We start from the raw sequence: 25671 nt of genomic DNA, 5'->3' as shown, positions 1-25671 counted from the left end.
CATCTGCGACCGGGTTCGGCCTTTGGCGGCCTTGGGGCACGTTTTTCGCGCTGAGGCCGGCCCTTCGATGATAGGACGCGCGTCGGCCAAGCCGGGAGCGTGATAGCCTTGGTCGGCGAACGGGGCGGCTGTGCCGCGGCTGAGTAGATTCCGATTCTGCCCACGGCGAATGACTTGGCTCATTTTTGCATTGCAGCGCCATCCGCAGGCGCACTTGGAGCAGGCATCGGTGGAGCAACAAGCCATGAGAAGCCTTTTTCTGACAGGGCTGTCGAGCATCGCAATTCTCGCCTTCGTCTCAGTCGCGAGCGCGCAGACGGCATCTCCGGCGCCTCCGCGAACTGAACAGAATGAGGACGTGACCGCGCCGAATGGGCCTGCCGACAATCAAGTCGCCAATGACGTCGACGCCCGGATCGCCCAGCTCAAATCCAGCCTCCGGCTGACGCCCGATCAGGAAAAGAACTGGTCTGGAGCGCAGACGGCGCTTCATGATTTCGGGATCCTGCAATTCAAGCGTCGCGCCGATGACGGAATGCGCCGCTATGACCGTCACAATCGCTATGATCGTCACGATCGCTACGATCGGGCGAGCCAGAACGAGCGCCCCGACGATATCGCCCTGATGCGCAAGAAAGCCGACCGGCTCACGGAAAAGGCTGAGTCACTCAAGACCCTCGCCAATGCGGCTGAGCCTCTCTACAGCGTGCTGGACGATCGTCAGAAGCAGAAGCTGATGAGCTTCATCAGCGGCGAGTTCGAATACGGGCGCAGATAGTTCATCGATTCACATCTCGCTGTCGCACAGAGTCGGCGTGTTTTTCAAAAAGCAGGCGGCTGCGATTGTCTAAGGAGACACGACAATGCTTGAAACCATCGCAATTCTGCTCATCGTTCTCTGGTTGCTCGGCTTGGTCTCGTCCTACACCTTGGGCGGGTTCATTCACATTCTTCTGGTGATCGCCGTCGTCGTCATCGTGCTGCGCGTCATCCAGGGCCGTCGCGTCCTATAGAGAAGCCGAGACATCAAGAGCGATTGGGGCTTGATCTCCGGAGCCTTGGATGACCACGCGCCTCGTCCTCGGCCAGCCCCAAATTGCGCCATCTGTTCGACCGTCGCCTTCGGGCATGATCATGACGATCATGAGCAGCGCTGCAGCGACTTCTGAATACATGGTGCTTTTGCCGCGCTTGCGCGCCGCACTCCTGTCTTGACGAAATCCGATGCGCCGATCGAATTTGCCCGCGCATCGGATCTCCGGATTTCAGTTGACGCCACGAATTCGCGGGATGAACGGCCGCGGCGCGCAATCCTCGGGCAGCGCGAAACGATCGGGCAAACCGCGATCCACGTCTTCACCGCCAATATCCTCGGGATCGGCGTCTCCCATCGCGCGAGGCCCGATACGCGCGGCGGCGATTAGCCGGAAATAGTGCTCCGCGTGCTGGAGATAGTTTTCCGCCGCGACGAGATTGCCCTCCGTGTGAGCGTCCCGCGCCAGTTGAAGATATTTTTCCGCGATGTGACTCGCGGTTCCCCGGATTCTCACATCCGGTCCATTCGACTCATAAGTTCGGGTCAGCGGGTTGTTCGTCTCGCGCCGACGATCCGTCGGTCGGGTGTGATGCCGGAATTTCTGATCGGAGGTCATTTCTGTCCTGACGTTTTCAGCTCACATGCGCGGAGCCAGTGTGATTGTCGTCAACGCGCCCGAGCGGAGGACGGCGCGAAGGAAAAGCCGTCAACGGCCGCCCCAGGAAAGAGACTGGGGCCGGCGCCCGCCGCGCGTCAGGCCTTGATCAGCCAGCCTGGCAGCTTCACCGTGGCGACGCCGTCCAGGACGATTTCGCCGGTCTGTTTCGTCATGATCGTGGTGATCGTGGCGACGTGCTTCGGCAGCAGCGCGGTGATCGTCATGACCAGTGTGACGGTGTCGTCGATGAACACCGGCGCTTGGAAATTCACCAACTGGCTGAGGTAGACCGCGCCAGGACCGGGCAGCTGGCCGCCGAGCGCCTTAGAGATCATGCCGAACAGGATGCCGCCATGGGCGATGCGCCGGCCGAACTTGGTCTGCTTTGCATAGACGTCGTCCAGATGAATCCTGTTGTGGTCGCCGGTCAGGTCGGCATAGCCGCGCACCAGCGCGTCATCGACAAGCTGATGGCAGGAGCAGGTCTGGCCGACGGTGAAGTCGGAGACGGGAACGAGTCTGGGGGCTGCGAACATTGGCGTATTCCTATGGTGGAACTCGGGCCAGGTGAGCGCCGACGCTCTCGTCGGGGAAATCCGCCGGGGCGATGTCGCGGCCCATCCGGCCAAGCGACAGAAACGGACGACATTTGGGCGCGGCGCGGCCGCTGCCCATGCCGCCTTCGATGACGACGCCGGGATCAGGCGCCGTCGCGAGGCGGAAGGACAGGCTCGGAATGTACGCAGGCTGACGCAAACAAGCGCGGTGAGTCCCTGCGGAGCGCGGCGCCACGGTCGCGGGGCCCGGTCGCCCGCGTGAGTAGATTCCGTGCCTGTATCGGCGCCGGCAAGCCGCTATCTCTGGTGGTCGAAAACAATCCGGAGGTATTTGTCATGACGACCAGCAAACGCATCGAAGGCATCGGACATCAGGTCAAAGGCGCGGTGATCGAGAGCCTGGGCGACGTGATCGGCGACGCCAAGCTGGCGGCCGAGGGAAAAGCTGAGCGGGAGATCGGCGACAAGCTGAATGCAGCCGATGCCGGAGGAGAGCAACTGGCGGGGATCGACACCGACCGCATCGTGGGCGTCGGGCGCCAGATCAAGGGCGCCGTCATGGAGCAAATCGGCGGTCTGGCTGGCAATCCGCAATTGCGCGCCGATGGCGTCAAGGAGCGCAAAGCCGGCGTGGAGCAGAACATCGCTGGCGGCGACCGAGATGTGGCCCGCGAAGACTTGGCCCGCGAAGACTTGGCGCGCGAGGACTTGGCGCGCGAAGACTTGGCGCGCGAGGACTTGGCGCGCGAGGCGAAGGCGCCATGACCCACCCTCTGCGACGGTTCTGGCTGCGTCTGGCGCGCCTTGGCGCGCCGGCGCCACATGACAAATCGGTCGATGACGTCTCATGGGACCGACCTGCGTTCCCAGACGAGAACCGCGCCAAGGATACGCCTGATGTCGAAACGGGTCGGCCGGGATTCAAACCACCCTTCGCATCGCAATGGCTCTTGCACGACATACTCTTCATTTTGATTCTGCTTCTGGCGCTCACCGGTGTGATCTTGCGTCTTTCCTTCATGTATTGGGTGGTTCTGACGCCGATATTCGCCTTGGTCTCGATCGCGGAGGGATGGAGGCATTTCCATACCAGCAGCGAACGCGTGGGCTTGGCTTGGCGGATCGCGGCGATCTGGTGCGCGCTGTTGATGTGCATCTATCTGCTCTATGACAGTGGCGTACAGGGCGTTATGAGCCTGAACGCCTCGTCGCTGACGATGACAATCTTGCTGGCTCTGGGAATGTTCGTCGCCGGCGTGCAGGCTCGGGTCTGGCAAATCAGCGCGATCGGCGCGGTCCTGTTCCTAGGGGCTCCCGCCTTGGGATGGCTCAATCAATCGTCGCTTCTGGTGACGGCGACGGTATTCGCAATCGTCGTGCTTGGCGGAATTGTCTGGTGGATCCGACACCGTGCATCGCGCGTGGAGGCTGAAGCCCCCTCGCCATCCGTCGCCCCGCTCGACGACGCCTCACATTCGCGATGACGATCAGCGTGCGCGACATCATGGTTATCGGGCGCGGACGCTCAGCGAAGGCGCAAGCCCCTCCCGAGGCCGCCGCGCCCCGGGTGGGCGATGGAAGTTGAGTAGATTCCGAGCCTGCCTCCGCGCCGCCCACCGCCTAAGCTTGGCGCAGGAGATCAGACATGCCCCCCTTTTCGACATCGCCCCCCGCGCAAGTCAAATTGGACTTGATCGCGCATATTCCGCGCCTGCGCGCCTTCGCTCTTTCGTTTTGCGGAAGCGCCGATCAGGCCGACGACCTCGTGCAGGAGACCCTTGTCAAGGCCTGGAGCCATAGGGATTCATTCATCGAGGGAACCAACCTGAGCGCATGGCTGTTCACAATCCTTCGCAACGCCTATTTCTCGCAATTCCGAAAGCGCAAACGCGAAGTTCCCGACGTTGATGGCATCTATTCGAGCACGCTCGCCGTCGCGGCCGGGCAGACGTCCCACATGGAGATGCTCGACCTCCGGGTCGCGCTCGCGCATTTGCCGGCCAATCAACGCGAGGCGTTGCTGCTGATCGGCGCGGCGGGACATTCCTATGCCGAAGTGGCGGACATCTGTGGCTGTGCGATCGGCACGATCAAGAGCCGGGTCAACCGGGCGCGGAAGGCGTTGATCGAAACGCTGCGGCTCGACCCCATGCCCGAATTGATCGAGGCGCCGGAGGTTGATGGTCGAGAAAATCCGCCGCGAGACCGCGCAATGCTGATCGGACCCATTTTCGCGCAAAAACGCGGCGGGACTTGCGAAGAGTCTGGACGGCAAAGGTCGACGCCGGAGTTTAAGTAAATTCCGATCCTGTCGAGCTTGAATTGCGAGCCCTACCGTACTGGTCCGACAGGCGCCAAGAGCGCTTCAAGAGCGCTTGACGCGACCACGCAATGGAGAGCAAAATGCATTTACATCAATCGGCCCTGGCCGGCGAACCGCGCTTGCGCGTTGTCTTCGGCAACACGCCTGTCGCGATGGGCCTTCCAGTGGGCTCGACGCTCGGCGACGTCGCCGATTGGGTCGGCGACGTCGCGCGCAAGCACAACGGACCGGTCCGATCCATCGACGTCAAATGTCCGCGCCGCGCGCCGCCGCGCCTTGGCTGATATGCGCCCGTGGCCCTTTGGTCCATGCGACAGCCCGCTTGAAGGCGAGGATCAATGGAAGACCCCTATGACAGTCTCGGGGTTGCGCGAACCGCGACGCAGGACGAGATTCGCAAGGCCTACCTTCGGCTCGCCAAAAAGCTGCACCCGGACCTGAATCCAGGCGACAAGGCCTCCGAGACCCGGTTCAAGGCGGTCGCGAGCGCCTATGATTTCTTGTCTGACGCCGAGAAGCGGCGACGCTTTGACGCCGGCGAGATCGATGCGTCCGGGGCGGAGGCGCGGCACGAAAAATACTACCGGGATTATGCGAGCCAAGGCCAGCCCTATGCGAGCGCCTCGGGCTACGCCGACTTCGCCGACACCGACGACTTTCTCTCGGAAATCTTCCGCCAGCAAGCGCGGCGCGCGCGCGGATCGGACCTGCACTACAGCCTGGCCGTCGCGTTTCTCGACGCCGTCAACGGCGCGACCCAACGGATCACCTTGCCCAATGGCGGATCCCTTGACGTGACCATCGCCCCAGGCGTCCACCACGGCCAGGTCTTGCGCCTGCGTGGCAAGGGGGCGCCCGCGCCCGGCGAAGGCAAAGCCGGCGACGCCCTGGTGGAGATTTCCATCCGTCCACATCCCTTCTTCACTCGGCATGGCGACAACATCCATCTCGATCTGCCCGTCACTTTCGCCGAGGCCGTGCTCGGCGCCGAGATCAAGACGCCGACGCCCACCGGGCCCGTCATGCTCAAGGCGCCAAAGGGATCGAACACCGGCACGGTTCTGCGGCTGAAAGGCAAAGGCGTTCCGCGCGACGGCGGACGCGGCGATCTCCTGGTCAAGCTCAAGATCATGGCGCCGACGGAGGCAAACCCGGAACTGGACGCCTTCCTTACCAGCTGGGCGCCTGCAAACTATGACCCGCGCCGGGGGATGCTGACATGATCATCACCAAGCTGGACTTTCTTGTCCGCGCCGCGATCGACCACCGCACCCTCGTACTCTGGATCGAAGAAGAATGGCTGATCCCCGGCCGAGCGGCGGATGATCTCGTCTTTTCCGAAGCGGATCTTGCGAGGGCGCGATTGATCCGCGATCTGACGGACGATCTGGGCGTCAACGCGGAGGGCGTCGGCGTCGCGCTCCATTTGCTCGACCAGATCCACGGTTTGCGCGAGGCGATGGCCGAAGTGCTGAAGTCGATCCACGGGAGCGAGGCCGTTCAGATCCCGGGCGCTTCCCGTTCCTCGAAGCCGCGGCAGGATTGATCGAAGGCGGACAGCGCGTCTTCGAGATAATCCGGGAGCAAGGGCGTCCCCATCAGATAGTTGGTCGCGCCGCCGTCGCGCCGCTCGCCTGCGCTTTTGACCGCCGCGCGCCAATCGGAACGTTCGAAATCGCCGCGGCCAATCAAGACGAGAGCGACGAGCGCATCGCGTTCGTCGCTGTCGAGCGCGTCGATGAACGCGACCAGCTCCAGCCGCGCCGGGCGATCGCCGGCATCGGTCAGAACGGAGGAAAATCCATCGTCCGTCGCGTTGGAGCTGTCGCACTGCGCGCCAACATCTTCCGCCAGGAGTTCGCGAGATTTCGTCACCACGAAACAAACCTTGTCCGTGCTGATTTCCGGCATTTCCGGTTCGTTTTCGCGGAGCATGCGATAGGCCTTCCATGGTCGCCGCAATTGCGACAATTGCAGGAATGGTGGCGGTCGCGGGGAGAGTTGCGACCGCCACAGCCGGAGCGGCGCGGTCAAGCCCGATGGCGACAGCCTCCGTTCACGACCGCTGGCAAAATAGGCGGCGAGGTCCCTGGCGGAAGCTTCGGAATCTACTCACGTCCGGGTCGCCACGAAGCGGCGTGGAGATGAAATTTGAGTAATCTCCGATGGTTAAACTGCGAAAGCCGTCCGCCTATCATCACGGCGATCAAGCGGTCGCGCCGTCGCCGGCGATGCTTGCCGTGGTAACTTCTGGAGCCCCGCCATGCGCGCGACACGTGACATCAACTGGTTGGTTCTGTCCCGCGGGGTTTCGATAACCCAGCTGCGGACGGCTGACCCGATGGTCGCCCGCGCGCCGAGCGTCCTGGAGGTTGCGGAGGCTCGCGAACAGGTCGCGACGGCTGAAGCGACGCGGCAAATCTCCGCCTGGGTGAATGAAGGCGGAGCCGGAGGCGAAGTCAGGCGATGAAACCCCTTCGTATCCTGGTGGTGGAAGACGACTCCATGGTCGCGCTGACGCTTGCGGAGATGCTCGAAGCGCAAGGTCATGACGTCCTGGCCATTGCGACCACGGAATTCGAGGCCGTGACGGCCGCCTTGGATCTCAAGCCCGAAGTGATGATCGTCGACGCGCAGTTGCGCGAAGGCAGCGGCATTGGCGCTGTTGATCGCATCCAGAACCGGATCAGGATCGCGCATGTCTTCATCTCCGGCGACATCCTGCCGATACACGCGCTCAGGCCCTTAGCCACGATGATCCAGAAGCCCTTTTTCGAGGCCGATCTGACTCGCGCCATTCAGCGCGCGCTTGACGCCGCCGCCTGACAATCGACAGTCTTCGCGCCGGCCCCCGTTTTCCATGTGGCCGGCGCGACACATGCAAACTCAAGACCTTCGTCGTCGCCCGACGTTTCGCGGCGGAGATCCACGGGAGATTCTGACCCCGGCAGTGTTGCAGCCGCCGTGGGCAAGGCGGCAGCTTCGGAAACGACTCAACTTGCATCAGCCTCTGCGACGTGAGTAATTTCCGATGCTGTTCCGACTCCGTGTGACGACTACGGTTGGATATTGGCGGATTTTGACTGCGCCACGCGTCGCTGTCGCGCGGCCCCGCAACATTGTCCGCCGAAAGCGAGAAGGTTCATTCATGCTCCAGGCGAAATCAGAAAAATGCCCCTCCGCGCCCTTGATCAGCATTCCCGCATTCTGGCCGCTGGCCTATGCGGAATCGCTCGTTACGGAAGGCGTCGCGCTCTACGCCAAGAACTTTGAATTCGTTGGCGAGGAAATCAAATTGCACGGCGGGCTGCGGCCCAAGCTGGCGACGCCCAACGTGTTGCGCCTCGACCTGCGCAGCATGGCCCTTCGCGACTACGGCAAGGCCGGCGCGCTGCCGACCCTGATCGACGCGCCTCACGCCGGCCATACCGCCATGATCGCCGACTACCACAAGGGTCAAAGCCTCGTGCAGACCTTGTTGGACAATGGCCTCGGACATGTCGCCCTAACCGATTGGAAATCCGCTTCGCCGGACATGAAGGATCTCGAGATCGACAATTATCTCGCCGACCTCGTCGTCGCCATCGACGATCTCGGCGGTCGTGTGAACCTTGTCGGTCTCTGCCAGGGCGGCTGGATGGCGGCGATGGTCGCGGCGCGCTTTCCCGACAAGGTCAATGCGCTGGTGCTGGCGGGCGCGCCCATCGATACGGACGCGGGCGACGGGCCGATCAAGCGCCTCGCCCACGAGACGCCACTGTCAACCTACCAGGAGCTTGTCGCGCTCGGCGGCGGGCTGATGCGGGGCGCGGTCATGCTTCAGGGCTGGAAGAACATGCACCCGGCGCAGCATTATATGCAGGATCAGATCGATGTTTACGAACATATCGACGATCCCGTCTGGTTGGCCAAGGAGGAAACGTTCGAGAGCTGGTACGAAAGCCCGATCGACCTGCCGGGACGGTGGTACTTGCAGGCGATCGAGCAGCTCTTCAAGCAAAACCGGTTGGCGAAGGGCGAGTTCATCGGGCTTGGCCGCAAGCTGGACCTTCGCAACATCACCTGTCCAACCTACCTGCTCGCCGGGGCCGCCGACGACATCACCACGCCGGAGCAGGTCCTCGACGCCGTGAAATATATCGGAACGCCGAAAGACCATATCGTGCAGAAGACCGTGCCGGGCGGCCATATCGGACTGTTCATGGGCGCCCGCACCCTCACGGAGCATTGGCCGGAAATCGCGCGCTGGATCGCTGCGCAATAACCGCGCTCGCGCCCCCTCATCAGGACACACAGCCATGACCGAACATGCTCACAGCGTCATCTGGATCGATCATCACGAAGCGCGCGTTTTTCATTTCAACGCCGAGGACGCGGATCGTGTCGTCGTGCGGCCCGACGATCCGCATGTTCACATCCATCACAAGGCGAATACGATGGGAAGCGGCCACGCGCCCGAGGACAAGGCGTTTTTCCGCGCCGTGGTCGAGGCGATCGGCGGATCGAAAGCGATTCTGATCACGGGACCTGGCGTCGCGAAGACGGCGCTCGTGAAGCATATCGCGCGCCACAACGCGGCTTTGCTGGAACGTGTCGCCGGTGTCGAAACCGTCGATCATCCCGCCGACCAGGTTCTGCTCGCCCACGCCCGCGCTTATTTCAAGGCGGCGGACCTGATGACCGCGCAGAAGTGACGTGTGGCGCAAGCGCCAAAGTTGGAAAAAGGCGCATGACTCTCATGGTCGGCGCGCGCCGATGCAGATTTGAAAGCTGCATCGCTTTCAAGTCCTGGCTGAATTCGGCCTAGAGCTATTTCACGTTTCAGGGAAACATGAAATAGCTCTAGATTATTGTTTTGACGCATTTTCTTCACGCGAACCGGCATCCACTTCGCTTGAAAACGCTCTAGAAGCCTGGCTGCGAACCGCAACGGACAGGATCAAGATTTTCTGGCGGAATGTTTGTCCTCCGATCCAGGCCCAGGCTTTGCGGGATCAAGGCTGACGCCACAACGTCCGCGACTGGCGGGCGCACGCATGTCATGGGTAGATTCCGATCCTGTCTCCCGCAGCCCAGCCCCCATAGGATTCGGGCGACAATCTGGGAGGCGCTTCATGAAACGGCTTGCGGCGAGCGACGACAATCGCTCCATGTTCGGCGGATCGGCCAAGGCGCCAACGAAACTTTGCGCGCAGCCCAGCCTTCCCGTTCTCGGCAACCTCCAAGATTACTGCATCTTTCTGGACTTCGACGGCGCGCTGGTGGAGATCGCGGATCGTCCCGACCATGTGCGGATTGACGCCGCGATGCTGCAATTCCTCGAAAACCTGCGCGACGCGAGCGGCCACGCCCTGGCCCTGGTGTCTGGACGCGACATTGGCGTCATCGACCGCCTGATCCATCCCCTGATCCTTCCTGTCGCCGGCGTGCATGGCCTCCAGCGCCGCGACGCCGCCGGACGTCTGCATTCCCCGGTCATCGACCAGAGCGTCGTCGAGTCGATGGCCGCCGAGGCGGTCGCGGCCTTTCGCCTGGAGCCGGGCGTCGTGATCGAAAAGAAAACCGGCGCGGTGGCGATCCATTTCCGCCTGCGTCCGGATTTCGAAAAACGCTGCCGCGCCTTCGCACGAAAAATTTCAGGCGCGCGGGCGGACCTGCATCTGATCGAGGGCAAGATGGTCTGCGAGATCAGGGTCTCCGGCTCCGACAAGGGCGGCGTCGTCGACGCCTTTCTCGACGAGCGTCCGTTCAAGGGGAAAACGCCGATTTACGCCGGCGATGACGCCACCGACGAACCCGCCTTTGCCGCGGTCAACGCCCGCGGTGGGCTCTCGGTCAAGGTCGGCGGCGGCCGCACCGTCGCCAGATTTCGGGCGAAGGACATTCCCGACCTTCGCCATTGGCTGGAAGGCCTGGTCGCGATGACAAGAGGCGCCGGCGTCCAAGGCCGTCGGAACGACAGGAACGAGTCTGGCGTCGCCGTCGCTCGCGCCGGGCGCCCGTCGCTCTCCCGAGAGGCCCGCGCATGACACGGCTGGTGGTCGTGTCCAACCGCGTTGCCGCTCCCAGCCCCGGGCAGGCCGCTGGCGGGTTGGCGGTCTGCCTTGTCGACGCCATGCGCGACCGCGGCGGCTTGTGGTTCGGCTGGAATGGCGAACTGGTCGCGCAGGAAAGCGACATCGCCGCGACTTGCCTCCAGCACGGCCGCTGCACGCTGATGACCATGCCGCTTACCGAGCGCGACCATCGCGAATTCTACCTGGGTTTTTCCAACGAGGTGTTGTGGCCGATCCACCATTATCGGCTCGATCTCTCCCGCTTCACGCTGGAGGCGGCCGAGGGCTACCGGCGGGTCAACGCCCGTTTCGCCGACATGCTCGCGCCGCACCTGCGCCGCACGGACCTGATCTGGGTGCATGATTACCATCTGATCCCGCTTGGCGCCGATCTGCGGGCGCGCGGCGTCGGCAATCAGATTGGCTTCTTCCTGCATATTCCCTTTCCGCCGCCGGAAATCCTGAGGGCCGCGCCCGAATATGAGCGTCTCGCGCGCACAGTGCTGGATTACGATCTCATCGGTTTTCAGACCGCTGGCGATCACGCCAATTTCTGCCGTTTCGTCTGCGAGGCGCTGGGTGGCGAGCGCGTCGGGCTCGACACGGTGCGGCTCGACGGCAAATATCTTCAAGTCGGCGTGTTTCCCGCGGGCATCGATGTGGGTGGCTTCGCCACGATGGCGGCGAACCCAGAGGGCGCGCAAAAAATCCAGAAGACGGAGCGCCGCGACGGCAAACCCCTTCGCGCCATCGGCGTTGATCGCCTGGATTACAGCAAGGGCCTGCCGGAAAAATTCCGGGCGTTTCGGCGGCTGCTCGATTCCTATCCGGAAGATCGCCGGCCCCTGACCTTGATCCAGGTGGCTTCGCCGACCCGTGACGATCTCGACGCCTATATCGACATTCGCCACGAGCTGGAGGCCTTGTCCGGCAAGATCAACGGCAAGTTCGGCGATTTCGACTGGACGCCCCTGCGCTATATTCATCGCGCCGTCGCACGCGAAACCCTCGCCGTTCACTACCGCGCCTGCCACATCGGCCTGGTGACGCCGCTCCGCGACGGCATGAATCTGGTGGCGAAGGAATATGTCGCGGCGCAGGACGAAGCCGATCCCGGGGTTCTGATCCTGTCGCGCTTCGCCGGCGCCGCCGAGGATTTGCAGGAAGCCTTGCTCGTCAATCCCTATGATATCGACGAGACGGCCCACGCGATGAGACGGGCGATCGAAATGCCGAGAGAAGAGCGCATCGCGCGTTATCGCGCGCTGATGAAGCGTGTCCGCAAGCATGACGCCGGCAACTGGATGCTGCGCTTTCTGCGCGCCCTGCGGGCTTGTCGCGGCAGTCCGCGAATTTCCCTTCCGCGCGCCGCCGCCGGTCGCGTGATCGCCCTGACCGAGCGCCGTCCGAGCCGTTCGACTCTTCTTCCGTGAGTAGATTCCGATGCTGTCGGCCATCGCCTGACGCAAGCTAGGGTCTGGCTCCACGAGCGGCGTGAGCGACGTTCGGGCTGGCGCCAACAACCAGCAAGTCGTTCGCAATGACGCTTTCACCATGAAGCTGGAAACGTCTCAAAGCGCGCCCGTGGGAGCCTCGATAACAGGAGCCATGAACATGGACAAGGATCGAATCGTCGGAACCGCCAAACAGGCCAAGGGCGCTGTCGAAATAGCCGCCGGCAAAGTCCTCGGCGACGCCAAGCTGGTCGCCGAAGGCCAGCGCGACAAGGTTGAAGGCAAGGTCCAGAACGCCGCCGGCGGCGTGAAGGATGCGGTGAAGGACGTCCTTAAAAAGTAAGGTTTCCAAGCCGACGGGTCGCCGGTGGCGATCCGTCGGCTTCCGCGTTCAATCAGGAAAGGGATTTCCCTTGCTCGGCACAATCCTGCTCGTCATATTGGTGTTGTTTCTCATCGGCGCCCTGCCGAGATGGCCGCATAGCGTGAACTGGGGCTAGAGTCTTGTTTTGACGCATTTTCGTCACGCGAACTGGCATCCGCTTCCCTTGAAAAGGCTCCAGTTTCCGGGTTCGAAATTTTTCCCGCGCGCCGCCGGCGCGTTCAGCGACGGCGGGCCATTTCAGGAGGATGCAATGACCGCAGATGTTGACAACGCCGCCAAGGAAATCGCCGCGGATTTCGCCGCCTTGCGACGCGACATCGCCCATCTGACCGAATCCCTGCGCGCCCTTCTGGACCAACAGAAGCAGACGGCCGGCGCGCGCATGTCCGACGCGGCGGACGGCGTCAGGGACACTTTCGCCCAGGCGGCCGGAGACGCCCAGAAAGGCGCCGCGCGCGCGGGCGATGAAATCACCGCCAGCATCGAGCGCAACCCGCTCACCGCCATCCTGATCGCCCTGGGCCTCGGCCTGATCATTGGCATGATCGGCCGAGCGCGGGGATGAACCCGTTTCCCGCCAAGCTGTTCGACCTCGTCAGCGCCGCTGTCGAGCAGCGTCTGCGCGTCACGCTGTTCGGCGCGGCGATGACGGCTCTGGGCTTTGGTTTGACGGCGTTGTTTGCCGCCCTCGCCATCGGCTTTGGCGCGCTCGCGGCCTATGCGGCGCTCGTCGCGGCTCAAGGGCAGGTCGCCAGCGCGATGATCGTCGGCGGGCTCTGTGCGGGGCTCGCGCTCGCAACCTTCGTCGTTTCGGCTATCCTTTCGGCGCGTCGCGGCGCGCCCGCGGCGCCCGCCCAGGCGCGCGCCCCTGCGGATCCGCTCGTGGAAGCCATTGTCGCGGCCGTCGGCGCGCAGGATCGGCTCGCGCGCGCCTTGACGCGGTCGGCGGGCGTTTCCACGCCGACACGGCTTGTGGTGCTGGCGCTGACCTGCGGCCTGGCGCTTGGCGGGCTCTTGGGACAGCGCGACGCCCCCAAGACTGGCGCCCCCAAGGCTTGAGGCGAGTCACTCGGCGGCGGCGACCGCCAGACGCGCCAGTTCCGGCAGAGATTTCGCGCCGGTGCGTTTCATGATTTCGGCGCGGTGGTTTTCCACGGTGCGCTGGCTGATGCCGAGATCGGCGGCGATGTTCTTGCTGGGGGCGCCCGCGAGCACCAGCGCCATGATCTGCTTCTGCCTTGGGGTCAGGACTTCGATCTGGGCCGCCGCCGCTTCGCGCCAGGCGACCAGCTTGCTGGAATCCTGAGCATGTTCGAACGCGCGCGCGACGCTGGCCAGCAGTTCTTCGCGGCCGATCGGCTTCTCGATGAAATCCAACGCGCCCGCTTTCATCGCCTCGACAGCCATGGCGACATCGGCCTTGCCGGTCATCATCACCGCCGGGATTTTCGGGCCGTCCCGATTCAGTTGGCGCAACAGGTCTAGCCCGCTCATGCCGGGCAGCGCCGCGTCGACCAGCAGGCAGGCGTCGCGGCCCGGCGTCAGCGCGGCGAGAAAGGCCTCGCAGCTTTCGAAATCCTCGACGGTGCGGCCATCGTCCTCCAGCACGGCGCGCACGGCCTCGCGAAGGAAGCGATCGTCGTCGACGACGAAAACCACCGGCGGCAAGGGGGCGGGCGGATCGCCGTCCTCGCGCGCCGCCGCGCGCGTGGGCGGCGCCAGGGCGCGGCGCACCGCCAGCGCCAGCTCCTCCAGTTTCACCGGCTTGTTCAGCAGCGTGCAATCGGCCTTTTCGATCGCCTGCAAGGTTTCGGTCGAGATGTCGCCGGTCAGGACCATCGCCGCGACATTGCGATGCAGCTTCTCTCTTATGGCGGCGATGACGTCCACGCCGTTCATTCCATTGGGCAGATTGAAATCCGCGAGAATGAGATCGGGACGAAAATTGTCGCTTTCGATCAATTGCATCGCTTCGGCGCCGTCATAGGCGCGCGCCGTGCGATGGCCGTCCTGCTTGAGGAAAAGCGCCAGAAGCTCCCGCACTTCCGGATCGTCGTCGACGATCAAAATGGAGCCTTTGCGCGCCGGCTCCTCCTCAAGCTCGAAACCACGCCCGGGCCGCGTGGCCGCAGCTTTTCGCGGCGCGTTCGGCGCCAGCGTCACCTCGATGGAAAAGACCGAACCATTGCCATGGTGCGAGCGCGCGCGCACGCGATGGCCGAGCAGGTTGCTTAAACGCCGGACGATCGACAGGCCGAGCCCGAGCCCGCGGGAGCGCTCGCGGGCTTCATTGCCAACCTGATGATATTCATCGAAAATCGCGTGGATCTCGGACTCCGGGATTCCGATTCCGGTGTCCCAGACTTCTATCCTCAGGGCTTGCCCTTGGCGCCGGCAGCCGAGCAGAATCTTGCCGTTTTTGGTGTATTTCAGCGCATTGCCCAACAGGTTGCGCAGAATCTGTTCGAGCAGACGCGGGTCGCTCCAGATCGACAGGCCGCATCCGACCATGCGCACGTCGAGATGTTTCTCCTGCGCGGGATAGATGAATTCATCGCGCAATTTCGTCAGCAGGTTCTGCACCGGGAAAGGCGCCATTTCCGCGCGCACCGCGCCGGCCTCGATCTGGTTGATGTCGAGCAGCGCATTCAGCATGCCGGTCATGGCCGTCAGGGTTTCGCCGATGCGCGCGACAAACTTGCGCTCTTTCTCGCCGGAGACCGCGCGCTCCAGAAGTCCCTGGAGCAGCGCCAGCGTTTGCAACGGCTGGCGCAGATCGTGGCTGGCGGCGGCCAGGAATCGCGACTTGGCCTTGTCCGCGGCTTCGGCCCGATGTTTCGCGGCCTCCAGCGCGTCATTGACGCTCTTGCGCTCGGTCATGTCGACAAAGGTGATGACGACGCCTTCAACGCCGCCGGCCTGGGTCCGATAGGGCTGGATGCGGCGCATGAACCAGTGGCCGTCGGGCGTCTCGATCTCGCGCTGGACCGGCAGATGCTTGGCCAGCACGACGCGCGCGTCCGACAGCAGAGCTTCGTCCGCGCCGCGCGAGGCGAGGTCCGCCAGGGGACGGCCGACATCGCCGGCGATGACGTGGAACAAGGCGCGGGTCGCAGGGGTGAAGAAGCGGATGTTGAGGCTGTCGTCGAGAAAGAGCGTCGCGACATCGGTGCTGTAAAGCACATTCTGCAAATCGTTCGAGGTGGTGCGCTGCCGATCGAGCGTCTCCTGAAGCTGGTTGTTGAGCGCGGTCAGCTCTTCGTTGAGCGACTGCAACTCCTCCTTCGAGGTGAGCAATTCCTCGTTGGCGGACTGGAACTCCTCGTTCACCGACAAGGCTTCCTCGTTGATCGCCTTGTGCTCCTCGCCCGCGACTTCCAGATCGCGCAGAGCCTCCTGCAATTCGATCCGCGTCGCCTCCAGTTCTCGCGCCAGTTCCGCGTTCGGCGCGACGTCGCTTGGGCCGATCTCGCGCCTTGGCCTTCGCGGCTCGTCGACGAAACAGACCATCGCGAGTTGCTCGCCGTCGCTGACGACCGGCCGAACGGAAATGCGACAGGGCGGCCGTTCCTCGTGATCCGGCCGACTGATGTTGACGGTTACAGGCGCATTCTCGTCGAAGGCGCGCTGGATCGCCGAGCGGAGCCGGGCGCCAAGGCCCTTGCGCGCCATGGCCAGCAGGTCGTGCGTCGCCTGCCCCGGAGCGATCGCCAGGTAACGATCCGTCGGCCCGAACGCGTAAAGGCATTCGTTGTTGCGATTGATCAGCACGGCCGCCGGCGCGAAATCGTCCAGCAACAGCCGTTGGCACAAATCGGCGAGACTTCTTCGCCGCGAGGGTGATCCCGGCGCCCACCGCGCCGGAAGGCGCGCGCCTGCGCCGCCCAGAAAGCGGAAATCTCCGGGACGGCCGCGCACCGTGTGGCGAAAGATGCGTTCGGCGCCAGCAACCGCCGTGAAACGGCCATGGGTTTCCCCCACCGATTCGGCGCCGCCGAGCAGCAGGATTCCGCCCTCACGCAGGGCGAAATGAAAGAGGTCCATGACCTTGGCCTGCGCTTCCAGGCCAAGATAGATCAGCAGATTGCGGCAGCACACGAAGTCCAGCCTGGAAAATGGCGGATCGACGAGCAGGTCCTGCACGGTGAAGACGACAGTGTCGCGCAAGTCGGGCGCGACCCTGTAGCCGCCTTCCTCCTTGACGAAGAAGCGCGCCAGCCTCTCCGGCGAGACTTCGGCGTCGATGGAGGCCGGGTACAAGCCTTCGCGCGCCTGCGCCACGGCGTCGCCATCAATGTCCGAGGCGAGAACCTGCAATTTGATCGCCCTGCCGCTCGCGTGAATCGCCTCGCGAAACAGCATGGCCAGCGAATAGGCTTCCTCGCCTGTGCTGCATCCGGCGACCCAGATGCGCAAGGGCTGTTCCGCCTGATGATCGCGGATCAGCTCGGGCAGAATTTTCTCGCTGAGAAAGTCGAACACCTTGGGGTCGCGAAAGAAACAGGTGACGTTGATGAGCAGGTCCTTGACGAGGAGATCGACTTCCCTGGGATCGTCGCGCAGCTTGTTCAGATAGTTCGTCGCATCGCAGCCGGCGAGCGCCATGCGCCGTTCGATTCGGCGGCGCAGCGCGCCCGGCTTGTAAAGGCGGAAATCATGCTCCGCCTTCACGCGGAGCAGATCGACGATCGCCGTCAGCCAATCCTCCGTCAAAACCGGTTGCGCCGCATTTCTTCGCGCGCTTTGGAAATAGGCGATGATCGCCTCGGGCAAATTCGCCGCCGGCGCCACCTGATCCACCGCGCCGGTTTCGATGGCGCTGCGCGGCATGCCGTCAAATCCGGCCTCGTCGGGGTCCTGCGCGACGACCAGGCCACCGCACTCCTTCAAGGCTTTCAGGCCCCGGCTGCCGTCCGCGCCGGTTCCCGAAAGCATGACGCAGACAGCGCGATCGGAATATTCCTCCGCCATGGATTGCAGCAGGAAATCGAACGGCATGCGCGCGCCGTGCCTCGCCTCGGGCTGCGACAGTTTGAGCGCGCCGCCCGAGACGGACAGATAGAGGCCGGGCGGAATGACATAAAGATGCTCGGGCGCGACCGGCGCGCCATCCGCCGCCTCGCAAACCTTGAGCGGCGTCTGGCTGGCCAGAAGCTCCACCAGCATGCTGGCGTGGGTCGGATCGAGATGCTGGACCAGAATGAAAGCCATGCCGGAATGCGGCGGCAATCCGCCCAGAAACTTCCGGCAGGCGTCGAGCCCTCCGGCGGAGGCGCCGATCGCCACCACGGGAAAATGTGAATCGTCGACGCGCGGCGCGATCGTTCGCATGCGAAACTCCCCGTGATGTCCGCCTGCGCATACAGGACGCTTGCATCATACCATAGGTGGCGCGGCGGGGGCTCCAATTCTCCAAGCCCGACCCTGGGTAGATTCCGACCCTGCGTCGCGAGCCCCAGCATCCCTATGGTGCGCGTTGAATGCGCCGATTCGAGATCTCATGCGGTGGAAACGCCGATCCCACATTGGAGCCGCGCCGTGAAGACACTCCGGGTGATGATCGTGGAAGACGACGGCTTGCTCGCCGAACTGCTGGCTGAAGTGATCGAAGGCTTCGGCCATAAGGTTTGCGCGATCGAGGCGGGCGAGCGCGACGCCGTCGCCTCCGCCGCCCGGGAAAAGCCCGACATCATGATCATCGACGCCAATTTGCGGGACGGCAGTGGGCTGGGCGCGATCGAGACGATCCTGGCGTTCGGTCCGATGCCGCATATTCTCGTCAGCGGCGACGCCACCAGCGTTCGAGCCCTGCGACCCCTCGCGACGGTGTTGCAAAAGCCCTATTTCGAAGCCGATCTCATCCTGGCCATGCAGAAGGCGCTTTGCCCGAGCGCCAGTCATGAGCGAAACGGGCGCGCGGCAGGTCCGAAAAATGCGCAGCACGCCCGCGCTTTAAAGCCATGAAATAGACGTCGTCGGCGCGTTGGCGCCCGCGTCGTGGGTCATGTCCGCCCCTGTCGTGGAGGTGAACCCGGCGCTTACTTTCGCGGCCTGGAGCGCGAAGCGCGCGGCCTGCGATCCCGCAAGGACATCAGAATGAAAACTCTCATGCACATCGTCATCGTCGCGTCCCTGGCGTTGATTGGCGTCGCGCCGGCTTCAGCGGAACCTGCGCGGTCCGCGCCGGCCGCCGCGCCCGTCGCGGATCGCGGCGCGACCTTGCAAAAGGCCAGGGAAGACTTGAACGACTGGCGCCTCAAGCTCGACGCTTTTGCCGAGAAGGCCAAGACCGAGTCCCAGGCGGCGCGCGCCGAAGCGGCGGAAGACCTGAACAGGGCGTGGAGGAAAACCAAGGATGCGGCGGCCAGACTGGAAACCGCCAGCGCCGCCGAATGGGCGAGCGCGAAGGCCAAATTCAAAAAGGAGTCCGAGGCCATGGCCGCGAGCTGGGCGAAGGTCAGGCGCTGACGTCGATTTGATCTCGCGGCGGGCGCCGCCGGGATGTCCCCCGCCGGCGCCGCTTTGTCAGCCTTGATGCGCGTCGTTCAAATGCCGATGCCGCATTTTCGGCGCCGGCCGATCCGAGACATAGACCAGCGTCAGGCTTTCCACGCCCGCGGCAAAGCCCAGGCCTGCGCCGCCTTCGACGTTCAACGGCTGTAACGAGAATGTCTGGTGCGATCCGCCAACAAGAGCGGCCGCGCCGACGCCAACGCCGACCTTGACCGAAGCTTCAGGCCCGACATATTCGCCGGCAAGCGCGCCGCGTCCGATCTTCCCGGTCGCCGCAACCACGCCCCAGAGGAGGTCTCCATGGCCATTCGCGCCGATATTGGCTCCGATCTTGGTGAGCTTGCCAACGTAATGCGCGGGCCGGCCGCCGCGATCGCTGGTGAACACGCAGTCCACGGATTGATTCTCCACCAGAATGCTGGGCCCGTTTCCGGAAAGATGACATTCGAGCGCGCCAATTCTTTCACCGGCGAAGGCCGCAGTCGGAAGGAGCGTGGCGAAAATTAGAGCGCCGCCGATCTTGAAAAACGATGTCATGTTGAAATCTCCATTTGGGGTTGAGGGCTTTTCCTGCCGGCGTTCGCACCCGCAGAGCGGCGGCCGGTTGGTGTCTCGCTCTGGCCCGCGCAAGGGTTGCGAGACAGCGCGTCCAGTTTCCGGTTATTGCCGCCGCGATCCGGCGGTCTATTCCCGGCCAATGCTCCTTGAGCGTTCGGGTCAAGGGCGCGCAAGGAGATGTCTCGGAATTCGCCTAAGCAAACATTCGTTGGTCGGCCAACGAATGTTTGCTTAGGTTCCTTTGTTTTCGCAGGATTTTCATCCGAAAACCGGGGGCTGCTTTTCGGAAATCCTGCTTAGCGCATGAATGGGCCTTTTCGCGATGCGGCGGACACGTTTGCGGGCGAGCCGCGCTCACAGCTCTAGAGTTTTTTCACGTTTCATGGAAACATGAAAAAGCTCTAGGTTCTTGTTGTGACGCAATTTCATCACGCGAACCGGCATCCACTTCGCTTGAAAATGCTCTAAATCGCTGACGCGGATTTCCCGGCGCACGCGGAGCGCAGCGCGAACACGCAAGTCCCGGCTTCGAGCACCTCGCAATCGTCACCTCGCGGACGCAGCGAGATCGCCTGGATGGCGTCGTCCAGGCTTGTGAAAGATTGGCCGTTGGCGCGCCCGTTGACGCGAATGGCGAACGGCTCGGGCCGGGCGCTGCGGGCCTGGCGTCTGTGCCGCGTCCAGACATATCCCAGTTCGACGGCGTCATAGATCTCGAAGCTCGAACGCTCGACGCCGCTGTCTGGAATCGACTTGATCGCCTCTCTCAGGGTCGGAAAGGTGACGTTCTCGACGAAACCGTTCACGAGAACGCGAAAGCGCGAGCGCCCAGGCGGCGGCGACTCAATGGTGGTTGTTGTCATGACTTTCTCCAACGTGCGCGGCTGCGACTGTGAGCGCTCACCAGGGCGCGCCCGGCGCGGGCCAGAACTGGCGACAGCGGAGCGCGTGGCGAAATTGAACGCCGCCAATGGTCCAAGCGGTAGGCTTCGCGGAGCGGCGCCGACAGCATCGGAAACTACTCACGCAGCGCGATGGGGACGGCGCGACGCCAGAGCCAATCGTCGAGGGCGTCAACGCGCTCGATAGACTTCGAGGGGCCGCCAAGTTTCGGACGCCCCCCGCGTGAGCTCCCATCTGTGCTGAGTAGATTCCGAACCTGCACCCTCTTCGCGACATCTGCCAATCTGCGATCGGCGAAAGAGCCCTCAAAGGAGAAGGTCATGTCGGGCGAGGGATTACTGATTCTGCTCCTTGTCGGAATCGTCGCGGGATGGCTGGCGGGCCAGTTCGTGCAGGGCGCGGGGTTGGGCCTCATCGGCGATCTCGTGATCGGCGTCGCCGGCGCCTTCATCGGTGGGCTGCTGCTGCCGAAGCTTGGCGTCCATCTTGGATCGGGAACGCTGGGCGCAATCCTCAACGCCACGATCGGCGCGGTGCTGCTGCTTCTGCTCATCCGAGCGGTTCGCGGCGGCGGCGGATGGCGCAGCCGTTTCGGCGGGCGCTGGTAGCGCGCCCGGCGCCAAACCTTTTATCTCCAAGGAGTTTTCATCATGAAACAGCTCATGCGTTTCGGACGACGCGTTCCCCTTCCTTCAACCGTGCAGATCGTCCACGACCTGCTGGTCGCGCAGCGCAACGAAGAGGCGCGGAAGGCGACACGGGTCGAGAACGCGGGCAAAGCCGATCGCGATTCCGGGCTTCCCGCCAAGGACAGCGGCGCGCCGGCTCAAGGCTGACGACGTCGCGTTCCCCATTTCAGCCCCCCGTTCGATCCCCAAATCAAGGAAATCCCAGATGGCATTCCGTCCCCTCAATGACCGGGTTGCGCTTCGACGTCTCGAAGGCGAAGAAAAGTCCAAGGGCGGCATCATCATTCCCGACACCGCCAAGGAAAAGCCGCAGGAAGGCGAAGTCGTCGCCGTCGGCCCCGGCGCGCGCGACGAGCAGGGCAAACGCGTCCCGCCCGACCTGAAAGCGGGCGATCGCGTCCTGTTCGGCAAATGGTCGGGCACGGAGGTCAAGATCGACGGGCAGGACCTGCTGATCATGAAGGAAAGCGACGTGCTCGGAATTGTCGGCTGATCCATCTCTCGAACCCACCCATCTCCTGGAGTTTTAATCCCCATGGCCGGCAAAGACATTCGCTTTTCCACCGACGCGCGCGACCGCATCCTGCGCGGCGTTGAACTGCTCAACAATGCGGTGAAGGTTACATTGGGGCCGAAGGGCCGCAATGTCGTCATCGAAAAATCCTACGGCGCGCCGCGCATCACCAAGGACGGCGTCACCGTCGCCAAGGAAATCGAACTGGCCGACCGCTTCGAGAACCTCGGCGCCCAGCTGGTGCGTGAAGTCGCCAACAAGCAGCATGACGCCGCCGGCGACGGCACCACGACCGCCACCGTGCTCGCCGCGGCGATCGCGCGCGAAGGGGCCAAGGCGGTCGCGGCCGGCCTCAATCCGATGGACCTGAAGCGCGGCATCGACCTTGCCGTCGTCGCCATTGTCGCCGATCTCAAGGCCAATTCGAAGAAAGTCACATCCAATGACGAGATCGCCCAGGTCGGGCAGATTTCGGCCAATGGCGACAGGTCGATCGGCGACATGATCGCGAAGGCGATGCAGAAGGTCGGCAATGAAGGCGTCATCACGGTGGAAGAAGCCAAGAGTCTCGAGACCGAACTCGACGTCGTCGAGGGCATGCAGTTCGATCGCGGCTATCTCTCACCCTATTTCATCACCAACACGGAAAAGATGATCGCCGAATTCGACGATCCCTACATTCTGATCCACGAGAAGAAGCTGTCGTCGTTGCAGGCGATCCTGCCGTTGCTTGAGGCGGTCGTCCAGACCGGCAAGCCGCTGGTGATCGTCTCCGAAGATGTCGAAGGCGAGGTCTTGGCCACGCTCGTCGTCAACAAACTGCGCGGCGGCCTGAAGATCGCCGCCGTCAAGGCCCCGGGTTTTGGTGATCGCCGCAAGGCCATGCTGGAAGACATCGCCATCCTCACCAGTGGACAGGTCATTTCAGAGGACGTCGGCATCAAGCTGGAAAATGTGACCCTGGCGATGCTGGGCCGCGCCAAGCGAATCCGCATCGACAAGGACAGCACGACCGTCGTCGACGGCGCCGGCGACAAGAAGGACATCGAGGCCCGCATCGCCCAGATCAAGGCGCAGGTCGAGGAAACCACCTCGGACTACGACCGCGAGAAGTTGCAGGAGCGCCTGGCGAAACTGGCCGGCGGCGTCGCCATCATCCGCGTCGGCGGCGCCAGCGAAACCGAGGTCAAGGAAAAGAAGGACCGGGTCGACGACGCGCTCAACGCGACGCGGGCCGCGGTCGAAGAGGGCGTGTCGCCCGGCGGCGGCGTTGCCCTGCTGCGCGCCATACCGGCGCTCGCACAGGTCAAAGTCCAGAACCCGGACCAGAAGACGGGCGTCGATATCGTTCGGAAGGCGATCCAGGCGCCTGCGCGGCAGATCGTCGACAATGCCGGAGGCGACGGCGCGGTCGTGGCCGGCAAGCTGATGGAGTCCAAGGACTACGCCTTCGGCTACAACGCCCAGACCGCCGAATTCGGCGATCTGGTCAAGCTCGGCATCATCGACCCCACCAAGGTCGTCCGCACCGCGATCCAGGACGCCGCTTCGATCGCCGGCCTGATCGTCACCACCGAAGCGACGATCACCGAGGCGCCGAAAAAAGACTCCGGTCCGGCCATGCCGCCCGGCGGCGGCATGGGAATGGATTACTGACGGGCCATTCAAGAGACGATCGCGAATCGGCCGACTCGCAATTGATCGTGCTTGTCTCACCCTGATCGCGGCGGCCCCGGTCCGGCGCTCTGTCGGGATTTCGGGGCTGCGGGCATGGCGCGGGATCGACGGTTCAAGACGAGCTGTTCGCTATGGCTCAGAATCGCCAAGACAAGCGCGACGGCGATCGGCTTGGTCAACAGGTCGATTCCGACGCCTCTAGTGTTTTGTTTTTACGCGCTTTCTTCACGCGAACCGGCATCCACTTCGCTCGAAAACGCTTTCAAGGCGCGGTTTTCCCGGCTGGGTTGTGAAGTTGCAATCAAGCGGTGGGATCGGGCTGAACCCGATGCCGTTCGGATGTCCGCGGTCAGAACAAATGGGACAAACGGCTCAAGCATGTTGAAGCATGGCGGGCAAGAAGGCGGCAGGACGTCATTGAGACGATAATCCGCAATGAAATCAAGGGACGATGGCGGAGAGGGAGGGAAGATACACCAGAAATACTTTGTTGTTGTTTACCAAGCACTTGAACGGCGTATGCCTCTACTCTGTATATCACCTCGCTGTATGAATCGCAAACCTGAATCTTGACGCTCAAGACGCCTATCGAGCGATGCCGCCGTGCCGAGAGCACGCGCCGCGCCTTGTCGCCGCGTGGCTAGTCGTCCCGTCCGAGCAAGGAATGTTGTCGTCGCTGATGCGGGAGTTGGATCGACTGGAAAGCCCGGCGTTAAAAGATTGGACGGCCTCGGGCGGGGACGCGGAGACGCAGACGGCTCTAGCCGCGTCGCCATCCAAACCAACATAAACCTCGCGACCGGAAGAACACGTGGACGGTTGCGAGGCCGTTAACTGATTTGCAGTCGATAGAGAAGTCGATTTCGATTCATTAGCTTTTGAAAGACCTTTGTTCTCGATACATGAAATGTCATTTGTCCCACATGAGTTCTTTATCGCATTTAGCGCCTCTTGATTGCCGTGCTTTGCTGCCGTCGCGTACCATTCCATAGCGGCTGCACGGTCAGTCCGTATCCCCCGTCCATATTCATAGGCCAGCCCAAGATTGTATTGCGCTGCCGGGAAGCCTTGATCAGCAGCCATTTTAAACCAATTCAAAGCCTTGACGTAATCCTTTTCGACTCCGTAGCCCAGCGTGTAAAGGACACCAATATCATTTTGAGCTTTTGCCAAGCCTTGATCAGCTGCGAGTTTGTACCACTTCATTGCAACGTCATAGTTCACAGGCATTCCAAGGCCCGCGAAATTCATCCAGCCAATATTTCTTTGTGCTCTTGCAAGTCCTTGATCGGCCGCAAGTCGACGCCATTTGATCGCCTCTGAATAATCTTGTCTTGTAACGGTGCCTTTTTCGTACGCTGTGGCCATTTTCTCCTGAGCTATAGAAAGTCCCTTTTCAGCGGCTAACTGATACCATTTTACAGCGAATTCAAGGTTATTAGCCGTGCCATAACCAAATTCATTCATGTATCCGAGCTTGAATTGCGCCTGAGCAAAGCCTTGGTCGGCTGCTTTCCTAAACCAGACAAGTGCTTCACTGAAATTCTTGTCTACACCATGCCCTTTTTCGTAGGAATGTCCGACGCCATACTGGCCGTTGGCGTTGCCCACATCGGCTGATTTACGGTACCACCGAAACGCCTCTGTGAAATCCTTTGCAACGCCTCGACCGCTTTCAAGCATCGAACCAAGGTTGGCCATCGCGACAGCGTTGCCGTTTTCGGCAGATGATCGATACCAGCGAACAGCTTCCGTCAGGTCGGCCGGAACGCCGTTCCCCTTTTCGTACATGGACCCGAAATCGAGTTGCGCGGCGGCGTTCCCCGCCTTGGCGGCAGCCTCGCAAGACGCCTGGTCACCCAAGACGCATCCGGGCGCCTCCGCGTGACCCTGTGCGACGGCGAAGAACGCGAGAGACAGTCCGGCCACCAGGCCGCATACGCGTCTTGAGATATTTGCCTGGCGGCGATGCTGAAAGCGGTTGCAGAAATACGCAGTCATGCGTCCACCTGTCGATTGCGCGATTTATCGATTCACTCCACTCACGCAAGCCGACAGGACGGATACAAAGGTACCGCGATCACCGTCTCAAAAATGATCGCAGAAATTGGCAGAGCGTCAATGGGTGATCGGCCATGCCTGAACTGGACGCGATCACACTGATCCATAATGGTGTTGCATTGCCGCTTTCGCTAGCCAGCATTCGCGATGGTTTCCGACTTGACCATTATGCGAGATCTGCGACGCTAAACTTTCTGGGTGAATTGCGACGTAATTACCCAGGCCCATCGGCGGCGCGGCAGGGCTTGCGCTCCCGCCCGGATTTTGATTCAAAATTTGGATGAATC

The 25671-nt window shown here is 62.7% G+C and carries 31 protein-coding genes and 2 pseudogenes; 25 read left to right on the top strand and 8 right to left on the bottom strand.

The annotated features are described in order from the left end of the window. Positions 1-169 precede the first annotated feature (169 nt). The 4 genes from GJ654_RS17715 to GJ654_RS20905 all read left to right on the top strand — a co-directional run bounded on the left by GJ654_RS17715 (position 170) and on the right by GJ654_RS20905 (position 1424). The gene (locus GJ654_RS17715) at positions 170-778 is read left to right on the top strand and encodes a Spy/CpxP family protein refolding chaperone (protein ID WP_246664807.1); all 609 of its coding nucleotides are present in this window, start codon (positions 170-172) and stop codon (positions 776-778) included. An 85-nt stretch (positions 779-863) separates the two neighbouring features. Continuing rightward, positions 864-1013 (top strand): lmo0937 family membrane protein, encoded by a 150-nt coding sequence (locus GJ654_RS17710; protein ID WP_155447507.1) that lies wholly within the window; start codon positions 864-866, stop codon positions 1011-1013. 49 nt (positions 1014-1062) lie between these two features. Next, positions 1063-1215, top strand: coding sequence for a hypothetical protein (locus GJ654_RS17705; protein WP_155447506.1), 153 nt, complete (start codon positions 1063-1065; stop codon positions 1213-1215). Then, on the top strand, positions 1212-1424 hold the full coding sequence (locus GJ654_RS20905; RefSeq protein ID WP_196305610.1) for a hypothetical protein: 213 nt from the start codon (positions 1212-1214) through the stop codon (positions 1422-1424). Before GJ654_RS17705 ends, GJ654_RS20905 begins: the two co-directional genes overlap by 4 nt. Here GJ654_RS20905 and GJ654_RS17700 read toward each other — a convergent pair. Together GJ654_RS17700 and GJ654_RS17695 are read right to left on the bottom strand one after the other, a co-directional pair. Beyond that, positions 1407-1652 (bottom strand): annotated as a pseudogene (locus GJ654_RS17700) (DUF4167 domain-containing protein); the annotation flags it as partial. The gene GJ654_RS20905 and the pseudogene GJ654_RS17700 sit on opposite strands and share 18 nt — an antisense overlap. A gap of 137 nt (positions 1653-1789) precedes the next feature. Beyond that, positions 1790-2230 (bottom strand): MaoC family dehydratase, encoded by a 441-nt coding sequence (locus GJ654_RS17695; RefSeq protein ID WP_155447505.1) that lies wholly within the window; start codon positions 2228-2230, stop codon positions 1790-1792. A gap of 357 nt (positions 2231-2587) precedes the next feature. On the opposite strand from GJ654_RS17695, the gene GJ654_RS20900 reads away from it, so the two are divergent. The 6 genes from GJ654_RS20900 to GJ654_RS17665 all read left to right on the top strand — a co-directional run bounded on the left by GJ654_RS20900 (position 2588) and on the right by GJ654_RS17665 (position 6120). Then, complete coding sequence (locus GJ654_RS20900) at positions 2588-3016, top strand: CsbD family protein (RefSeq protein ID WP_196305609.1); 429 nt, start codon at positions 2588-2590, stop codon at positions 3014-3016. After that, the gene (locus GJ654_RS20895; protein WP_196305608.1) at positions 3013-3735 is read left to right on the top strand and encodes a hypothetical protein; all 723 of its coding nucleotides are present in this window, start codon (positions 3013-3015) and stop codon (positions 3733-3735) included. Before GJ654_RS20900 ends, GJ654_RS20895 begins: the two co-directional genes overlap by 4 nt. Positions 3736-3896: 161 nt before the next feature. Continuing rightward, entirely contained in the window at positions 3897-4550 is a 654-nt protein-coding gene (locus GJ654_RS17680) for a sigma-70 family RNA polymerase sigma factor (protein ID WP_155447504.1), read from the top strand. Between the two features lie 104 nt (positions 4551-4654). After that, the gene (locus tag GJ654_RS17675) at positions 4655-4858 is read left to right on the top strand and encodes a hypothetical protein (RefSeq protein WP_155447503.1); all 204 of its coding nucleotides are present in this window, start codon (positions 4655-4657) and stop codon (positions 4856-4858) included. A gap of 54 nt (positions 4859-4912) precedes the next feature. Continuing rightward, on the top strand, positions 4913-5797 hold the full coding sequence (locus tag GJ654_RS17670) for a DnaJ C-terminal domain-containing protein (RefSeq protein ID WP_155447502.1): 885 nt from the start codon (positions 4913-4915) through the stop codon (positions 5795-5797). Next, positions 5794-6120 (top strand): chaperone modulator CbpM, encoded by a 327-nt coding sequence (locus GJ654_RS17665; RefSeq protein WP_155447501.1) that lies wholly within the window; start codon positions 5794-5796, stop codon positions 6118-6120. Before GJ654_RS17670 ends, GJ654_RS17665 begins: the two co-directional genes overlap by 4 nt. Here the strand turns inward: GJ654_RS17665 and GJ654_RS17660 are convergent. Further along, positions 6075-6509, bottom strand: a complete 435-nt coding sequence (locus tag GJ654_RS17660) for a DUF3775 domain-containing protein (protein WP_246664806.1) — start codon at positions 6507-6509, stop codon at positions 6075-6077. The two genes, GJ654_RS17665 and GJ654_RS17660, sit on opposite strands and share 46 nt — an antisense overlap. 531 nt (positions 6510-7040) lie before the next feature. Between GJ654_RS17660 and GJ654_RS17655 the strand changes: the two genes are divergently transcribed. The 9 genes and pseudogenes from GJ654_RS17655 (at position 7041) to GJ654_RS17615 (ending at position 13528) form a co-directional block, all read left to right on the top strand. Further along, the gene (locus GJ654_RS17655; RefSeq protein ID WP_155447500.1) at positions 7041-7400 is read left to right on the top strand and encodes a response regulator; all 360 of its coding nucleotides are present in this window, start codon (positions 7041-7043) and stop codon (positions 7398-7400) included. Positions 7401-7722: 322 nt separating this feature from the next. Further along, positions 7723-8838, top strand: a complete 1116-nt coding sequence (locus tag GJ654_RS17650; protein ID WP_155447499.1) for an alpha/beta fold hydrolase — start codon at positions 7723-7725, stop codon at positions 8836-8838. A gap of 34 nt (positions 8839-8872) precedes the next feature. Continuing rightward, on the top strand, positions 8873-9268 hold the full coding sequence (locus GJ654_RS17645) for a translational machinery protein (protein WP_155447498.1): 396 nt from the start codon (positions 8873-8875) through the stop codon (positions 9266-9268). A gap of 420 nt (positions 9269-9688) precedes the next feature. Beyond that, entirely contained in the window at positions 9689-10603 is a 915-nt protein-coding gene (gene otsB / locus GJ654_RS17640; protein ID WP_246664804.1) for a trehalose-phosphatase, read from the top strand. Continuing rightward, positions 10600-12063, top strand: a complete 1464-nt coding sequence (locus GJ654_RS17635) for an alpha,alpha-trehalose-phosphate synthase (UDP-forming) (RefSeq protein WP_155447497.1) — start codon at positions 10600-10602, stop codon at positions 12061-12063. Before otsB ends, GJ654_RS17635 begins: the two co-directional genes overlap by 4 nt. Positions 12064-12244: 181 nt before the next feature. Next, positions 12245-12427, top strand: coding sequence for a CsbD family protein (locus tag GJ654_RS17630; protein WP_155447496.1), 183 nt, complete (start codon positions 12245-12247; stop codon positions 12425-12427). A 70-nt stretch (positions 12428-12497) separates the two neighbouring features. Then, positions 12498-12581 (top strand): annotated as a pseudogene (locus tag GJ654_RS17625) (DUF3309 family protein); the annotation flags it as partial. A 138-nt stretch (positions 12582-12719) separates the two neighbouring features. After that, the gene (locus GJ654_RS17620; RefSeq protein WP_155447495.1) at positions 12720-13034 is read left to right on the top strand and encodes a DUF883 family protein; all 315 of its coding nucleotides are present in this window, start codon (positions 12720-12722) and stop codon (positions 13032-13034) included. Continuing rightward, positions 13031-13528 (top strand): hypothetical protein, encoded by a 498-nt coding sequence (locus GJ654_RS17615; RefSeq protein WP_155447494.1) that lies wholly within the window; start codon positions 13031-13033, stop codon positions 13526-13528. Before GJ654_RS17620 ends, GJ654_RS17615 begins: the two co-directional genes overlap by 4 nt. A gap of 6 nt (positions 13529-13534) precedes the next feature. Here GJ654_RS17615 and GJ654_RS17610 read toward each other — a convergent pair whose 3' ends face one another. Then, positions 13535-17800, bottom strand: coding sequence for a chemotaxis protein CheB (locus GJ654_RS17610; protein WP_155447493.1), 4266 nt, complete (start codon positions 17798-17800; stop codon positions 13535-13537). Between the two features lie 207 nt (positions 17801-18007). On the opposite strand from GJ654_RS17610, the gene GJ654_RS17605 reads away from it, so the two are divergent. Both GJ654_RS17605 and GJ654_RS17600 read left to right on the top strand, forming a co-directional pair. Next, entirely contained in the window at positions 18008-18433 is a 426-nt protein-coding gene (locus GJ654_RS17605; protein WP_264586298.1) for a response regulator, read from the top strand. A gap of 132 nt (positions 18434-18565) precedes the next feature. Then, positions 18566-18937 carry a hypothetical protein gene (locus GJ654_RS17600; protein WP_155447491.1) on the top strand — a complete coding sequence of 124 codons (372 nt, stop codon included), beginning with the start codon at positions 18566-18568 and terminating at the stop codon, positions 18935-18937. Positions 18938-18994: 57 nt separating this feature from the next. Here the strand turns inward: GJ654_RS17600 and GJ654_RS17595 are convergent, their stop codons facing one another. Both GJ654_RS17595 and GJ654_RS17590 read right to left on the bottom strand, forming a co-directional pair. Then, positions 18995-19519, bottom strand: coding sequence for a DUF992 domain-containing protein (locus GJ654_RS17595; RefSeq protein WP_155447490.1), 525 nt, complete (start codon positions 19517-19519; stop codon positions 18995-18997). A gap of 485 nt (positions 19520-20004) precedes the next feature. Continuing rightward, a complete protein-coding gene (locus GJ654_RS17590; RefSeq protein WP_155447489.1) occupies positions 20005-20403 on the bottom strand; it encodes a hypothetical protein in 399 nt (132 codons plus the stop codon). A gap of 360 nt (positions 20404-20763) precedes the next feature. Here GJ654_RS17590 and GJ654_RS17585 point away from each other — a divergent pair, with 360 nt between their 5' ends. The 4 genes from GJ654_RS17585 to groL are packed head-to-tail and all read left to right on the top strand — an operon-like array spanning position 20764 to position 23302. Then, positions 20764-21051 (top strand): GlsB/YeaQ/YmgE family stress response membrane protein, encoded by a 288-nt coding sequence (locus tag GJ654_RS17585; protein WP_155447488.1) that lies wholly within the window; start codon positions 20764-20766, stop codon positions 21049-21051. Between the two features lie 42 nt (positions 21052-21093). Beyond that, positions 21094-21279: a hypothetical protein gene (locus GJ654_RS17580; protein ID WP_155447487.1), complete on the top strand. Its 186-nt coding sequence runs from the start codon at positions 21094-21096 to the stop codon at positions 21277-21279. A gap of 58 nt (positions 21280-21337) precedes the next feature. Then, a complete protein-coding gene (locus GJ654_RS17575; protein WP_155447486.1) occupies positions 21338-21625 on the top strand; it encodes a co-chaperone GroES in 288 nt (95 codons plus the stop codon). Positions 21626-21667: 42 nt separating this feature from the next. Beyond that, positions 21668-23302, top strand: a complete 1635-nt coding sequence (gene groL, locus GJ654_RS17570; RefSeq protein WP_155447485.1) for a chaperonin GroEL — start codon at positions 21668-21670, stop codon at positions 23300-23302. A 606-nt stretch (positions 23303-23908) separates the two neighbouring features. On the opposite strand, the gene GJ654_RS17565 is transcribed toward groL, so the two are convergent. Together GJ654_RS17565 and GJ654_RS21000 are read right to left on the bottom strand one after the other, a co-directional pair. Further along, positions 23909-25324 carry an SEL1-like repeat protein gene (locus GJ654_RS17565; RefSeq protein ID WP_155447484.1) on the bottom strand — a complete coding sequence of 472 codons (1416 nt, stop codon included), beginning with the start codon at positions 25322-25324 and terminating at the stop codon, positions 23909-23911. Positions 25325-25477: 153 nt separating this feature from the next. Then, positions 25478-25671, bottom strand: a 194-nt coding sequence (locus GJ654_RS21000) for a hypothetical protein (protein WP_210350851.1), incomplete at its 5' end; no start/stop codon positions are given.

Origin of the sequence: Rhodoblastus acidophilus (assembly GCF_009720655.1) — a bacterium.
Classification (GTDB): Bacteria; Pseudomonadota; Alphaproteobacteria; order Rhizobiales; family Beijerinckiaceae; genus Rhodoblastus; species Rhodoblastus acidophilus_A.
This window is presented reverse-complemented; position numbering and strand designations above follow the sequence as displayed.

Coding starts and splice junctions, on each gene's coding strand:
- GJ654_RS17680 (WP_155447504.1), top strand. CDS start 3,897: ATGCCCCCCTTTTCGACATCGCCCCCCGCGCAAGTCAAATTGGACTTG.
- GJ654_RS17580 (WP_155447487.1), top strand. CDS start 21,094: ATGAAACAGCTCATGCGTTTCGGACGACGCGTTCCCCTTCCTTCAACC.
- GJ654_RS17630 (WP_155447496.1), top strand. CDS start 12,245: ATGGACAAGGATCGAATCGTCGGAACCGCCAAACAGGCCAAGGGCGCT.
- GJ654_RS17660 (WP_246664806.1), bottom strand. CDS start 6,509: ATGCTCCGCGAAAACGAACCGGAAATGCCGGAAATCAGCACGGACAAG.
- GJ654_RS17565 (WP_155447484.1), bottom strand. CDS start 25,324: ATGACTGCGTATTTCTGCAACCGCTTTCAGCATCGCCGCCAGGCAAAT.
- GJ654_RS17715 (WP_246664807.1), top strand. CDS start 170: ATGACTTGGCTCATTTTTGCATTGCAGCGCCATCCGCAGGCGCACTTG.
- GJ654_RS20900 (WP_196305609.1), top strand. CDS start 2,588: ATGACGACCAGCAAACGCATCGAAGGCATCGGACATCAGGTCAAAGGC.
- GJ654_RS17620 (WP_155447495.1), top strand. CDS start 12,720: ATGACCGCAGATGTTGACAACGCCGCCAAGGAAATCGCCGCGGATTTC.
- GJ654_RS17665 (WP_155447501.1), top strand. CDS start 5,794: ATGATCATCACCAAGCTGGACTTTCTTGTCCGCGCCGCGATCGACCAC.
- GJ654_RS17600 (WP_155447491.1), top strand. CDS start 18,566: ATGAAAACTCTCATGCACATCGTCATCGTCGCGTCCCTGGCGTTGATT.
- GJ654_RS17590 (WP_155447489.1), bottom strand. CDS start 20,403: ATGACAACAACCACCATTGAGTCGCCGCCGCCTGGGCGCTCGCGCTTT.
- GJ654_RS17695 (WP_155447505.1), bottom strand. CDS start 2,230: ATGTTCGCAGCCCCCAGACTCGTTCCCGTCTCCGACTTCACCGTCGGC.
- GJ654_RS17670 (WP_155447502.1), top strand. CDS start 4,913: ATGGAAGACCCCTATGACAGTCTCGGGGTTGCGCGAACCGCGACGCAG.
- GJ654_RS17655 (WP_155447500.1), top strand. CDS start 7,041: ATGAAACCCCTTCGTATCCTGGTGGTGGAAGACGACTCCATGGTCGCG.
- GJ654_RS17595 (WP_155447490.1), bottom strand. CDS start 19,519: ATGACATCGTTTTTCAAGATCGGCGGCGCTCTAATTTTCGCCACGCTC.
- GJ654_RS17615 (WP_155447494.1), top strand. CDS start 13,031: ATGAACCCGTTTCCCGCCAAGCTGTTCGACCTCGTCAGCGCCGCTGTC.
- groL (WP_155447485.1), top strand. CDS start 21,668: ATGGCCGGCAAAGACATTCGCTTTTCCACCGACGCGCGCGACCGCATC.
- GJ654_RS17650 (WP_155447499.1), top strand. CDS start 7,723: ATGCTCCAGGCGAAATCAGAAAAATGCCCCTCCGCGCCCTTGATCAGC.
- GJ654_RS17610 (WP_155447493.1), bottom strand. CDS start 17,800: ATGCGAACGATCGCGCCGCGCGTCGACGATTCACATTTTCCCGTGGTG.
- GJ654_RS17575 (WP_155447486.1), top strand. CDS start 21,338: ATGGCATTCCGTCCCCTCAATGACCGGGTTGCGCTTCGACGTCTCGAA.
- GJ654_RS17585 (WP_155447488.1), top strand. CDS start 20,764: ATGTCGGGCGAGGGATTACTGATTCTGCTCCTTGTCGGAATCGTCGCG.
- otsB (WP_246664804.1), top strand. CDS start 9,689: ATGAAACGGCTTGCGGCGAGCGACGACAATCGCTCCATGTTCGGCGGA.
- GJ654_RS17635 (WP_155447497.1), top strand. CDS start 10,600: ATGACACGGCTGGTGGTCGTGTCCAACCGCGTTGCCGCTCCCAGCCCC.
- GJ654_RS17705 (WP_155447506.1), top strand. CDS start 1,063: ATGACCACGCGCCTCGTCCTCGGCCAGCCCCAAATTGCGCCATCTGTT.
- GJ654_RS17710 (WP_155447507.1), top strand. CDS start 864: ATGCTTGAAACCATCGCAATTCTGCTCATCGTTCTCTGGTTGCTCGGC.
- GJ654_RS20895 (WP_196305608.1), top strand. CDS start 3,013: ATGACCCACCCTCTGCGACGGTTCTGGCTGCGTCTGGCGCGCCTTGGC.
- GJ654_RS17645 (WP_155447498.1), top strand. CDS start 8,873: ATGACCGAACATGCTCACAGCGTCATCTGGATCGATCATCACGAAGCG.
- GJ654_RS17675 (WP_155447503.1), top strand. CDS start 4,655: ATGCATTTACATCAATCGGCCCTGGCCGGCGAACCGCGCTTGCGCGTT.